The organism is Candidatus Saccharibacteria bacterium (assembly GCA_016699895.1).
Classification (GTDB): domain Bacteria; phylum Patescibacteriota; class Saccharimonadia; order Saccharimonadales; family Saccharimonadaceae.
On the sequence record CP064991.1, the window covers coordinates 93,721 to 107,795 of the forward strand.

General features: G+C 47.8%; 8 protein-coding genes. 2 read left to right on the forward strand and 6 right to left on the reverse strand.

What is annotated here, in order from left to right; translation table 11 throughout:
* Nucleotides 1–37 precede the first annotated feature (37 nt).
* The 3 genes from IPL44_00515 to gyrB all read right to left on the reverse strand — a co-directional run bounded on the left by IPL44_00515 (nucleotide 38) and on the right by gyrB (nucleotide 5,156).
* A complete protein-coding gene (locus tag IPL44_00515) occupies nucleotides 38–529 on the reverse strand; it encodes a divergent PAP2 family protein (protein QQS17528.1) in 492 nt (163 codons plus the stop codon).
* A complete protein-coding gene (gene gyrA / locus IPL44_00520) occupies nucleotides 526–3,111 on the reverse strand; it encodes a DNA gyrase subunit A (protein ID QQS17787.1) in 2,586 nt (861 codons plus the stop codon). Before gyrA ends, IPL44_00515 begins: the two co-directional genes overlap by 4 nt.
* 62 nt (nucleotides 3,112–3,173) lie before the next feature.
* Complete coding sequence (gene gyrB / locus IPL44_00525; protein ID QQS17529.1) at nucleotides 3,174–5,156, reverse strand: DNA topoisomerase (ATP-hydrolyzing) subunit B; 1,983 nt, start codon at nucleotides 5,154–5,156, stop codon at nucleotides 3,174–3,176.
* 228 nt (nucleotides 5,157–5,384) lie between these two features.
* Here gyrB and IPL44_00530 point away from each other — a divergent pair, with 228 nt between their 5' ends.
* Both IPL44_00530 and IPL44_00535 read left to right on the forward strand, forming a co-directional pair.
* The gene (locus IPL44_00530) at nucleotides 5,385–7,544 is read left to right on the forward strand and encodes a DUF11 domain-containing protein (GenBank protein QQS17530.1); all 2,160 of its coding nucleotides are present in this window, start codon (nucleotides 5,385–5,387) and stop codon (nucleotides 7,542–7,544) included.
* A gap of 34 nt (nucleotides 7,545–7,578) precedes the next feature.
* Entirely contained in the window at nucleotides 7,579–8,169 is a 591-nt protein-coding gene (locus IPL44_00535; protein ID QQS17531.1) for a hypothetical protein, read from the forward strand.
* 70 nt (nucleotides 8,170–8,239) lie between these two features.
* Here the strand turns inward: IPL44_00535 and IPL44_00540 are convergent, their stop codons facing one another.
* Genes IPL44_00540 through IPL44_00550 form a run of 3 tightly spaced genes read right to left on the reverse strand, consistent with a single transcriptional unit; the run spans nucleotide 8,240 to nucleotide 12,374 of the window.
* Complete coding sequence (locus IPL44_00540) at nucleotides 8,240–11,431, reverse strand: TraM recognition domain-containing protein (GenBank protein QQS17532.1); 3,192 nt, start codon at nucleotides 11,429–11,431, stop codon at nucleotides 8,240–8,242.
* A 5-nt stretch (nucleotides 11,432–11,436) separates the two neighbouring features.
* Complete coding sequence (locus tag IPL44_00545; GenBank protein ID QQS17533.1) at nucleotides 11,437–11,925, reverse strand: hypothetical protein; 489 nt, start codon at nucleotides 11,923–11,925, stop codon at nucleotides 11,437–11,439.
* A 41-nt stretch (nucleotides 11,926–11,966) separates the two neighbouring features.
* A complete protein-coding gene (locus tag IPL44_00550) occupies nucleotides 11,967–12,374 on the reverse strand; it encodes a hypothetical protein (protein ID QQS17534.1) in 408 nt (135 codons plus the stop codon).
* Nucleotides 12,375–14,075 lie beyond the last annotated feature (1,701 nt).

Consider the following 14,075-nt stretch of genomic DNA (forward strand, 5'->3'; position numbering starts at 1 on the left):
TAAGCAATACGCTTCAGGTAATTTTCATGTTATTATTTTATACCGATAGCACAGCGACGACCCAGCCAATAACGGCTCCTATAATACCGCCGACAGCGACCTCTATGCCACGATGTCCTCTGGTAAAGTAGGGTTTTCGTAATTTATCTGCGGGCTTCTTTCTCAAAAGCTCGCTGACTTCTAGTTCTAATTTAGCATCGCGCTCGATGATCTTACGCAGAACCGTGCCTTGTTCGCCTACTGCTCTACGCACATTCATCGCGTCGTACATGACAATAGCAGCAAACCCAGCCGCTATCCCGAACAGGGCAGATCCAAAGCCGTTCAACATACCGACCGTAACTGCTAATGCCGTGACATTGGCGCTGTGCGAGCTCGGCATACCGCCAGATTTAAAGAATTCGCGCCAACGGAACGCTCGAGTTTTTATTATAATGCCAACTATCTTTATGCCTTCGGTCAGTAAATAGGCCGCTACAAATGCTATTATGTATGGCGAAAATATGGCACTCATATCCGTATGTATCATGACGATTCAACCTCTGTTGATTCATCATCGCTGAGCTCCTTGGTCTGTTCCGGAATCAAGCCGACCGAAGCCACGCTGTCACTATCGGCTAGTCGCATAATACGAACTCCCTGAGTCGCCCTGCCGAGTAACGGAATATCTTTTAGCGCGACCCTGATCGTTTGACCACCTGCCGATATAGCAATGATCTCGCTCGCATCAGTATCGAGAGCTTTGACCGTAATCAAATTACCAGTCTTGCCGCTCACAACAGCAGCTTTGATACCAATACCTCCTCGGCGATGCGATGGAAAGTTAGCAACTTTTGTCATCTTTCCATAGCCATTTTCGCTGAGCAGCAGTAGATTCTTACCCTCTTCGGCCAGATCCATGCCAACGACACTATCACCTGGACGCAATCTAATGCCACGCACACCACGTGCTGATCGTCCCATAGGTCGAGCATCTTGCTCGTTAAATCGAATCGCCTGACCAAATGATGTAGATATTACAATATCTTCTTTGCCACTCGATCGTTTTACCCAGCGTAGTTCATCGCCTTCGTCTAGCTTGATGGCGATCAAGCCAGTTTGCCTAATATTGGCGTAATCTTTGACGGCTGTCTTCTTGACAGTGCCATTGACTGTCGTCATAAATAGGTAGCCGTCGTCGTTTGCATCTTTTTCAGATTTGATAATTGATGTAATTTTCTCATCGGGTTGGAGCTGGAGCAAGTTAACTGCCGCGACGCCCTTGGCCTGCAATGATGCGGCTGGAACTTCATAAGCTCGCAGTCGGAAAACTCGACCCTTGTTGGTGAAGAACGATAGGAAGTCGTGTGTATTACACGTAATGAGCTGGTCGACGATATCGGCCTCTTTCGTCGTAACGCCGCGTTTGCCTTTGCCGCCACGATTTTGACGACGGTAGTCGCTCACCAAAGTGCGCTTGATGTAGTTCTCTGTCGTTAACAAAATTACAACGTTTTCCTCTGGAATAACGTCCTCTTCGCTCATTTTACCGATTTCATGATTGATGATTTGCGTGCGTCGATCGTCGCCGTATTTTTCTTTCATCTCTAGCAGCTCTTCGCGGATGATAGCTAGGATTTTTTGCTCGTCCGCCAAAATACTTTCTAGCTCTTTGATCAATTTATGTAACTCTTTTAGTTCGTCCTCGATAGCTTGTCGCTCCAGGCCAGTTAGTTTGCGTAACTGCATCGCGAGAATTGCCTGAGCTTGGATTTCACTGAGCTTGAACTGTTTCATCAGTCCATCGCGCGCCTCTTCGTATGACTTGCTAGCTCGGATTAGGGCGATTACGGCATCGATATTATCGAGGGCAATCTTGAGACCTTCTAGGATATGAGCGCGTTCACGGGCTTTCTTGAGCTCATATTCGGTGCGGCGACGGACCACGATTTCACGGTGCTTGAGATATTCGGTCAAGATATCTTTAAGCCCCAGAATGCGCGGCTGGATACCGTCCACTAGTGCTAGCATGTTGTAATGGAAGCTGGTCTGCAAAGACGTCATTTTGAATAGTTGATTCAAGATCTTTTTTGGATAGGCATCTTTTTTCAGCTCAATCACTAGGCGAACATTGCCACGTGCTGATTCATCACGGATGTCATAGATAGAGCCAATCTTCTTTTCATTCACCAAATCAGCCATTCGTTCCTGGAGTGTTGCTTTATTTACACCATAAGGAATCTCAGTGACGACAATTTGATGCCGACCTTTTCTGCCTTCTTCAATTTCGGCTACGGCGCGAATAACGACGCTACCTCGGCCCGTTAAGTAGGCTTGTTTCATCGGTGCACCGCCATAAACAATACCGCCGGTTGGGAAATCTGGACCTTTGACGTAGGTCAGTAAATCTTCGGTTGTTGTATTATCTACACCATTATCTATCAAATGAACGATTGCGTCACATAGTTCGCTCAAATTGTGTGTTGGTATGTTAGTCGCCATACCAACAGCAATACCCATTTGTCCGTTTAGCAGTAATTGCGGCAGTTTAGCCGGTAGTACCGTTGGTTCCTTCAGTGTACCGTCGTAGTTATCGCGGAAATCTACTGTCTCCTTGTCTAAATCGACTAGTAGCTCCGCGCCTACCTTGTGCATACGAGCTTCAGTGTAGCGGTTGGCAGCTGGTGGATCACCGTCCATCGAACCAAAGTTACCCTGGCCCTCGACGAGACAATAACGCATCGTCCAGTTCTGCGCCAAACGCACCATAGCGTCATAGATAGCACTGTCGCCATGCGGGTGATACTTACCCATGACGTCACCGACGATACGCGCCGACTTCACAAACTTTGTACCAGGGCGCCAGCCATTTTTCTCCATCGTATAGAGAATACGGCGATGAACCGGTTTTAGTCCATCTCGGACATCAGGCAGAGCGCGATCAATAATAACAGACATGGAATAGCGCAAGAAGCTATTCTCCATCACATCCTCAACCGTGCGCAGTTCAACGAGCCTAGAGTGGTCTTCCTTGAGACTCACCACTTCGCCACGAATGGCTTCCTTGCCTTGATTATCTGTTGTAGTATCAACATCGTTAACTTCGGTAGACTCATTAATATGATCGTTCATATTGCTATCGTCAGACTCATTATTCGTTGTAATTTTATCATCATTATCAGCCATATATCCTCCTACACATCCAAATCATCGAGATTAACATCTTTGGCACGCGCCTGAATAAAGCTCTTGCGTAGCTCTACTTCGTCACCCATCAGCTTGTTGAAAATAGCGTCAGCTTTCTCGGCGTCAGCCACTTTCACCTGGATCAGGACCCGCTTTTCCGGGTTCATAGTTGTCTCCCAGAGCTGTGTCGCATCCATTTCACCCAAACCTTTGTAACGTTTCTGATCAGTATAGCCGGCTTGTTTGAATCGCTCTGCGGCTCCATCAACCTTGGTGCCATTGGTTTTGCGAGCAGCTATCTGTTTATCCAGCAAAACGTCGAGATCTGGTTCATCGTAGATGAAATCGCTCTCCTTGTTACCCGACCTGGTCAACTCGAACAGTGGCGGTTTCGCTAGATAGATGTGCCCGCTCTCGATCACCTCTGTCATATAGCGGAAAAAGAAGGTTAGTAGCAGTGTAGCAATATGAGATCCGTCAACATCGGCATCGGTCATGATAATGATTCGATTGTATCTGAGGCCTTTGATGTCAAACTGGTCGCCGATGCCAACACCGAGACCCTTGATGAGAGAAACGATTTCATTGTTATTTAACATGCGGTCGAGACGAGCTCGCTCGGTGTTGAGCACCTTACCGCGCAGTGGCAGGATGGCCTGCGTTCGGCTATCGCGACCCACCTTGGCGCTACCCCCAGCCGAGTCGCCCTCTACGATATACAGCTCGCACTCATCTGGATTACGACTAGAGCAGTCAGCTAGCTTACCTGGGAGCGATGAGCCCTCCAAAACACCTTTTCTGATGACGTTTTCGCGAGCTGCACGGGCCGCCTTGCGGGCGCGAGCTGCTAAAATCGCTTTGCCGATGATCTTTTTCGCCGCCGCTGGATGCTCCTCTAGATAATACGAGTAATATTCGTTGGTCACGCTCTCGACGTAGCGTCGTACCTCGGGGTTTCCCAGCTTGTTCTTGGTCTGACCCTCGAACTGAGGGTCTGGCAATTTAACTAAAATAACCGCCGTTTGACCTTCACGAATATCATCACCGGTGAGGTTATCCTCTTTTTCCTTTAATAGGCCGTTTTTGCGCGCGTAGTCATTAATAACCCTGGTCATGGCTGAACGAAAGCCAACTAAATGCATGCCGCCCTCTGGGTTATAGACGTTGTTGGCAAATGCCATAACGTTCTCGGTGTAGCTATCATTATATTGCATAGCGATTTCAACCATGCTGTCTTCGACCTGCTTTTCAACATAGAATATTTCGTCTTCGAGCACGTCTTTACCAAAGTTCAGATGTTTCACGTAGGATTTGATACCGCCATCAAAATAAAATTCATATCTGTCGCCTGTACGATAATCGTACACTTTAGCTCGAACGCCTTTCGTCAGATACGCTTGATGACGCAAGTAATCGAGCACCCAACTGTAATCGAACTTGGTAAACTCCTTGAATATCTTGGTATCGGGATAAAAAGTGATCCTCGTACCGCGCGGCATGTCTGTTTTACCTAGGTTTTTTAGTTCGCTGAGCGGCTTGCCCTCAGCGAACTCAATCTGATAGAGCTCACCGCCGTGAGAAACCTCTGCGACAAATTTAGTAGATAGTGCATTCACCACGCTCGAGCCAACACCGTGCAAACCGGAGGAAACTTTGTAACCACCGCCGCCGAACTTACCGCCAGCGTGCAACACTGTTAAAACAGTCTCGAGTGTAGACTTTCCTGTTTTCGGATGAACATCAACTGGAATACCTCGGCCGTTATCGGTTACGCGACAACCGCCATCCTCTAGCAATTCGATTGTAACCATCGTGCCATAGCCGGCGATGGCTTCGTCGATACAGTTATCGGCTATTTCTTTTATCAGATGGTGAACGCCGTCATACCCGGTCGAACCAATATACATACCGGGGCGCTTGCGCACCGGTTCCAGCCCCTCAAGCACTTGAATCTGACTGGCATCATAACTATCAGCTGTTTGTTTAGCCATTAATCCCCTCTTCTGCTCAATTTCAACCCTAATATTATACACGTAGCGCCGCCACGGGTCAAGGAACGTATATTCTCTGCTTCTTTGTATATTCTGAATACAAATTTTATAGCCTCATAAATTTATATTACAGCTGTGGAAAAGTCACACTCTGTAGCTATTGTATTGAACAATAAGTTTATGCTAAAATTGACACATTAGGTAACTTAACAGATAAAGAGAATATATATGTTCAAGAAACTCGTGTCAAATCTACCATTCAGCCCATCGCTCGTCGGGCAGCTTGGGTTTTATGCTAGGCGCCTAAAGAAAGAAGAAGCAATCCGTCGCCTTGGATTGATTTTTACAGCTTTCGCTCTAGTGATACAGAGTGTTGCGGTATTCAACCCGCCAGAATCAGCTAATGCTGCCGATGGCAATGATATGTGTCCTGGCGTCACCGCTAATGCCGCCGGTGTTAGCAAAGTCAAAGCTTGCTACAATAACAACACGAGGCACTTCAAAGATGTCATGACCTATTTTGGCATCACTAAAACTGCGCTATGGAGCGCCCTCGACGGTAGCGCTTCGTTCAGGAGTACCAGCACCTACAAAGACTGGTATACCTTTGGTCACCAAAAACGCTTTGGTGGTGACAAGAACTTCTCTGATCAGGTAGCCGGTGACCTCTGGGCTCGCAAATGGAATCACAAGAATAATATTGACAACGGTCAGTACGGCTGGAAAGGCAAATCTGGCGATAGAGACTTTATCATTCTCGTTAACTGTGGTAACCTCGCGCTCAAGAAACTAACCAATCCTAGTGCTAAATGCGTTAGCCTCGTAGCCTCAAAAACTGAGATTACCGCCGGTGACTCTATCGTACTCACCGCCAAAGCTTCTACTAGTGATGGTGCGGATATTACAAAATATAATTTCGCCCAGAGCGGTCCAGAAACGGCTAACACCTCAGTCAAAACGAGTGCTACATCTGCCACTTGGAATCGAACGTTAGCAAAAGCCGGTACCTATAAATTCTCAGTTAGCGTTGATACCAGCAACGCCGGCAGTGGATTGACCTCTAACGGTTGCAACGCTCAGGTCGTGGTCAAGGAAAAAGTCACCCCCAAGGCAGTTTGTGAAGATCTAACAGTCGTCCCAGCTAGTGGCAAAAAAGGCACTACCTTTAAGATTACCGCCAAAGCCTCGGCTTCTGACGGAGCTACAATCCAGAAATATAATTTCACTGCCACTGGAGCTGCTAGCTACTCATGGAGCTCTACGACATCTGCAACCACGAGCACCTGGTCATTAACCCCAGAGAAAACCGGCAGCTACGCTGCTAAGGTTTCAGTCGATACTAGTATCGGCGCCAAGACTTCAGACGCTTGTAACGCCTCATTTACAGTGACGGACAACGCTAACCCGTCTGCCGAGTGTAAGCTACTCAGCGTAGAGACCCTATCTAGGACTCAGTACAAGCTCAACGCTACCGCCTCGGTAGTTGACGGCGCAACCGTCAGCGGCTATAGCTACGTCATCAAAGACGCAAACGGCAAAGTCGTCAAGCAATCTGGCAAAATCGCCGAAGACACGTGGACGGTTGATCTACCAGATAACACCAGCCTGACTAACACCGTCACCTACACCGCTATCCTCACTGTGCACACATCTGTCGGAGACAAGACCTCGACAAACTGCGAAAAGGTCATCACCATTCCACCTGTTGACAAGTGCGAATACAACCCAGAACTACCAGCTGGCGATGAGAACTGTGTACCTAACTGCGAGACTAACCCCGACCTAGAAGGCTGCACACCAGAGATTGACCTGGTCAAAAGCGCAGTCAACAAGACGCAGGGCGACAAAGATGCTACGACCGTCACAGCTAACGGTGGCGACGTTATCGCCTACACCGTTACAATCACCAACTACGGTAAAGTAGCTGGATCTGTAACCCTCGATGATATCCTCGTCGACACCCTAGAATATGCCACCTTGACCGATGCTGGCGGCGCAGACTTTGACGAAGCTACGCAAACCCTATCGTGGGGCGAGATTAGTGTCGAAGGTGGCGCTAGCACGACTCGCACCTTCGTGGTAACTGTTAATAACCCTGTGCCATCTACCGCACAGAACCACGGTACTCCTGAATCATATGACTGTGTCATGACCAACACCGTTAGCGAAGACAACGACGGCGTAGTCAGCGTACCTGTCAACTGCCCTGTTGTCAAGGAAGTTGTCGAACAAACTATCGTTAAACAACTACCTGCTACAGGCGCTGGTGACAACCTACTATTTGGCGGCATCGTAGCAGCAGTTGTGGTGTTCTTCTACGCTCGTTCTCGCCAGCTCGGCAAAGAGGTTCGATTGGTACGACGTGAGTTTAACGCAGGGACATTATAAGGCTAGTATAAAGATTTAAGGGAGGGATAAGATAATGGCTGATAATGAAAAACTGAGCGGCAATCAAATCGAGAATTTGAATACACTCAGTGACAATGCCGACAAGCATGCCGAAGCGCTACGTAGTCGACTAGAGAAAGAACGATCGGGAGAAAATCGGGCCGAAAAGCGCGAGAACGCCCAACACGAAGTCGAAGCTGCGTTTGAGTCTGTCGGTGGCAAGAAAGGCAATGTCGCAACTCAGCCACGACAGTCAATCCCGGCAGCCCAGCCGATCAAAAAGGCTACTAAATCACAGAAAAAGACTGAGTATAAAAAGACTCTGAAGTCTATACAGAAGAATATGAATCCAGCTGAAAAAACTTTTAGCAAAGTGATCCATAACCCAGTTATCGAGAAAACGAGCGACGTCGCTGGTGCTACCGTGGCGCGTCCAGCTGCCCTACTAGCTGGTAGCATCGCCGCCCTTGTCATCACCTCCGTCGTCTACGTCATTGCCGATCATTACGGCTACAGACTATCCGGTAGCGAGTGGATCGCCACCTTTATCCTAGGTTGGTTGATCGGTCTGATCATTGATTGGGTACGCGTTGCCCTGCTCGGTAAAAAAGCTGGCCCAGCCTAGATAAATAGAGCCTACCTAAAAACTCGCCCTCTCGTTTGGGCGAGTTTTTTTAGTAGTGAGACTAGTTTCATTAATGAGAACTATTATGGATATTACCCTGGAGGTCGATAAATATCTCGTCTGAACTATCACCTTTCAGTCTCAGCTCGCCAGCATTCGCAGCCGCTTTGCTGTCCTGTTGAATGATAGTTTTCTCTTGCATTTCACTAATAGCTTGGCTCTTGGCTATGCGAAGCTCGCGCGATATCTCGGCTTCAAGCGCCGCCTCGCCGTCAAGATCGTCGTCACTACTGCTCGATTTCCTACCTATCACTAGATCGTCAGCCGGCTTCTCCGCAAGCGTAACTGACGGTTCAGGCGCAAGTTCAACGGGTGCTACTGGCTCTGGCTGGGTAGATGTTGTCTCGCCGTCATTTTGCGATGGAGTAATATCTTGGACGACAGGTGCCACTGGAGCCGGCGTTGATTCTAGTGTTGACTCTGGTTCTGGTGTCAAATCTGTCGCAACAGATGCAACCGGAGCCGTAGGCTTCATCTGTTGGCGTTTAGACAGCCAACTGTCTAGGAACGACGAGCCTGCGCCGCCGCTAGACGCTCCAGGAGCGGCTGCAGTAGGCGATCCACCCACAGCGGGCGTGTTGACAGAGTTATTGCTAATATTGCTACTGACGCCCTGCGGAGCGCTCTGGTTGCCGCCTAGCTTGTTACCGGGCATCGGAATTGATGAGTTGCGCATAGCTTCGAGGCGGCGCTTCTTGTCCTCCTCTTTGGCAATGTCTGCTGACTGGAGACGCCTCGTAATCTCCGCTTCAACTGTCGCCCTATCACGACCATATTTAGCAGCCGATAGTCGTTTCAAGGCATCAGCTAGTTGCTGATTAGGATGACCCATCGGCGGTATCCAGTCCATCGAGAATGGCGATGATGGTACGCCGCGGATTAGCACAGACGTGACTGAGGTATAGTTAGGCATCTTCATCAGATCCTCAGCCGTAAAGGTCGGCTGGAACTTCTTTACCATCAATTCAGCATCGGTTGTACCGATACGACCGCAGATCACCGTACCAACGTTACCGATAATAGCCTCGCGGATCTTGTCGGTTAGCTGCGTCATAAACTGGTTAGCCACGATCAGCGACAATCGGTATTTTCGAGCCTCAGACAGGATCGACTCAAAGCTATCAGTCGCAAAGTTCTGGAACTCGTCTACGTAGAGAGTGAAATCGACACGATCTTCCTCTGGGATGTTAGCTCGGCTCATAGCCGCCTGCTGGAATTTCATGACGAATATCATACCCAGCAGCTGGGCGTTCTTTTCACCGAGCTTACCTTTACTAAGGTTGACGAGCAGGATTTTCTTGTTATCCATAATGTCGCGAAGGTCGAAGCCGCTCTTGGTCTGACCCAAAATGTTACGGATTGCCGGCGTCATAAACGGCGCCCATTTACTAACCACCCACGATGTCACCTCACCAGCATCGTTCGAGCGCTGAGCATTCGGCCATTCCTTGGTCCAGAAATCAAGCACGTTCTGGTCGGTCACGTACGGCAGTTTCGACTTGGCAAACTCTGGATCAACCAAAGTTTTTGGAATATCCATAAATGTCGCTGGATTGTGCGGATCGCCCATTAATAGCAACGCTGCATAGCGCACAATATTCTCCATACGCGGGCCAACAATGCCGGTATGTCCCGGATCATACAAACTATAGAGCATGCTAATCATCTCAGAAATCAGGAAATCTTGTTCGTCCTTTGATTTAGCCTCAAAAATGTTCAGTCCGATTGGATTATCGAGATCACTCGGCGAAAAGTAAATCACGTCTTCTACCCGCTCTTTTGGTACCATCGCGAGCAGCTCCTCGGCTAGGTCGCCGTGTGGATCTACCAGTGCGAAACCTTTGCCGTCTAGCATATCCTGGAGCGCCAGGTTATTTTGCAAACCAGATTTACCGGTACCAGTTTGACCGATAACATAGACGTGTCGACGACGATCGACATCGTTGAGGCGAATCGGCTTTTTAACCCCACGAAAGACATTGTAGCCGAGCAAGAAGCCCTGATCTAGTACCTCAGTTGGGCCATCGACCTGTTTGCTCTTTTGGCGCTCGACCTGGCTAGACGGAATGTTACTCTGATCTGGTAAATGGAATAATGTCGCTAGCTCAACCGTATTCAAGATATTGCTATTGAGCTCTGGTGGGAAAAACCTAAATATATATGACGTGACGAATTGCTCAATATTACGCGTTGGCGTAAAAGTAAATCCGTTTTTAGTCGGAGAGTCAAACATAGCAAAAGCCGCTATGATATTGCTAAGTAGCACCTGCGAACGCGCTGCCGTCGATGACGATGCTACGACGCGTACTAGCACCTCATAGCCAGCGTAGCGAGACTTTTCCTCCATGGCTTCAACCTTGGTCTGATCAGTGCCGCTCAGAGGCTTGTTATCGTTGGTAGTCGGTTCGCCATCCGCCTTGGTGTCTGGCGGTTTCCATAGGACTTCTAAGAGCTGCGAAAAGTAATACAGGGTCGAGCCGTCGCCAAACATACCCGACTTACCACTCGAAGCGCCCTTTTTTCCGGCTTTTATATTCTCGACACGCTTTTCGATCTGTTTGGACCAGCTCTCCGGCGCAGGACGAATCAAGACCTGAATACCTACACCATCTTCACGATTAGAGGTCGATAGCGCGTTCAGTAGCGCGCGCATAGCGTCACGCTTGCTCTCTTGGTAGGTGGCAATCGGAAATTCGTACGGCTTTTTAAGCGTAAATTCACCGCCGATAGTACCGCTAATTTTGCCAACATCACTAAAGATATTAACTGCTTCGACTTCCTCGAGCCGCGCTGTAGGATAAGCCGCCGAGACAGCCTGTTTAATCGTCTCGAGTAACACCATCGGCACAACGACATAATAACGAATCAAGCCTTTATGAGCCACTAACTCAAATGATATATGGCGCTGACCATAAAAGCGACTCTTAAAGCCTTTGGTCGCCGTCGAGCTAATAACGTTATACATAGTCTGCGCCTGAGATACTGTCTCGTCAACTACGTCGCGCGAATCGCGGCTGCCAGCATCAATATCTTCGCTAGCTGGCGGCAAGTGTATCATCAGTGGCACCATCTTTAGGCCGCGTTCGTAGTTCTTTTGCTCGCGAAAACTTTTACGCGACTGCATAAAAACAATAGTGATAACGGCAACAATAACCGCTATAACGATAGCCGCTACTATAATGATTCCAATAAAGCCTTCCATCGAACCTAGAGATTATCGGGCGCCTTTCCCACCTCTTTACCATATCGTTTACGAACGTAATCTCGCATCAGTTCAGACACTAGTCTGGCTTGCTCGTGTGGATTGTCTTTCGTGGTGCTGATCACTTTTTTCGCTTGATCGACCCATTCTTTTTCAATCAAGTCCTCGTCTGCTGCCGCGGCTGGCGCTGAGGTAACAGTTGTATTAGTTACAACGCTATCATCTGCAACTGGTTGCTGAACTGGTACTGCTACAGGTAATGTAGGATCAGGTAATATGGGCTGCGGATTGCTAGTGCCCGGACCAGTCTGGAGCTCGGGGTTAGGCAGCATTTCCTGACTAGCGATTGGTCCAACTTCTGGCATCGTCGGGGCAATTTCTGGCATAGACGGCGCCATATTAGCAGCCATACCGCCCATATTTGGAGCCGCATTAGGATAATTCACTCGAGGAGGTTGTTGTCTCTCTGGAGCCATGTTATTTGATGAATCCATACCTAAAAATTATAGCACAACCATAGGCATTTTAACACTGGTTACACCTTTTTAAATATATAAAAAATGAGCAAAGACTCAATAATAATTATGAGAGATATATCAGTAAAGCCCAGTTCGCCGATAGAATTGAGTGATACTAGAAAAATTGGCGCTAGACTCAAAACGGCCGCTATTAGATTTGTTCTCTTTTGGTGAATCTGCTGCTTATCGCGCTGAACCTGAGAACCAACCTGGCGCCGTGGCCGCAGGGCTTTATTGATACTCTCTAGCATCCTAGCAACTAATGACAATGTCGAAAAACTAAATACGTAAATACTAGCAAACACCACTAAAACCCCTAGAGGACCAGCACTACTAGGAGAAAACAAGTTCAATAAAAAATACAAACAAGAGATCGACAATATCGCCGCTACCGATAGGACAACAATTGATAATCGCTGTTTCATTATTACATTCTATCATATAACCATTACTGCAACAGGAAATCCGGGCCAGAGCTCCCTCTTTGAGCATCCATTACCCGTCAATAAAATATGGAGAAGAGGCCTTCCGACCAAACTACGAAGTCTTAGCGACATACTCATCCGCCGCAAAATGTATATAACAGGGCGCGAGTCGTAAATGCTTGGCCGGAATGGCCTGATTCACTGACCGCTCCTTTCGGAGCATATCGCGGAGCTGATCTCGCTCAAAGGGTGAAATGTGCGCTCGACGCGGTTTTCAGCAGTTAGGTAACATCAGGGCGCAAAGCGTCCAACTCGTCAGAGTTTTTCGCGCGCCAACTGGCGCTACCATTCCTGCCGAAAACATTGCTGGTTGTGGATTAAACGTCTTATTGGGCTGCGTTTTCGCTTCAACCGCCTATATTGCATCGTTACGGAAAAACTAGGTTTCTCAACGTAACAATCGGTCAGTAATTTTTATAAGGTACGGGCTTTTGTTTTTATGTTGTAATCGACTAATGGTTAGTTTTTTAACAATTTTTATTTTCAAAAGTCTGGCTAAATTGTAGCAAATAGAAACGCTTATGTCAATAGAAATGGTTTATATTTTTGTTGTATTTTATACATTTCATAATTGCCATCAGGTTAAACGTTGTTAATTATATATCATATGATGTCATAATTACTGTTGTTATTTTATCAATCGAACAAATCATACATATAATTTAGGCCGCTCAAAAACTAAACATCTTTGCAGTATCTGCCGCCATTTTCTAGTCTCGTCTGAACGTTAGCGTACCGAGCGCCAGTCACTGGAGTCGCGCCCGCACCAGTATCGCTACATTTACACCCCCTAGACACGTAAGCATATTGCGGATATGGGCCCAAGGCCAAACAACTGGCCATGTTGCTTTCCACCAGTACGCTCAGTTGCTCTAGGTCCCCCGTATAACCACTTAGCTGAGCACCAGTAGCGGGCGTAGAGCCATTATCGGTCAAGTATTGCTGTACGCCCGCCACCACCCTACCTACATCCTGCCGCCTAGCATTGTCTCGCTGTGATTTCTGTAGGGCCGGTAGAGCTAGAAAGACTGTTAGGAATATTAGGCCGGCTACGGCTAGAACTAGGACGACTTCGATAATCGTGAATCCTGACCCCCTACCTACATTAGATCGTCGCATCCTCACTAGCCCATCCTTTCTATTAGTGTCTTAATTGTACCCCCCCCCCCCCATCGGGGTGTCAAGATCGAAAAATAGCGCCTGTAGCCGTATACAAAGTTTTCCACAGGCAAAATACGTGGTAAAAAATACCTTATTATGCCTATTTACATGAGCGTTTTGGTGTGCTATTATAGAGGTGGTTCATGAATAAAAAATGTATTCACGAGCCGCGCACATATCAAACTAAAACAAACATTATCCTAAACCATAGAACGGTCACTAATTCTCGCAGGTGACCGTTCTTTTATTGTTTTTTTGATTAAAAAGCCCTCCTTTTGGAGGGCTAGCTATTATTACATAAAATCTGGTGGAGCTGCCGGCAACTGCCGCCGGGTCCGAATGGTAACCTGCTAATTATCTACGAAGCCTATTGAATCTCAAGGTTCTTGACTGGACGCACGGAGACCCACAAAGATCATCCTGCCAAGCTCATGGAAGTTCTCGCCCCGACAGCCCATGAGAAACTATCGGTGGCACAGC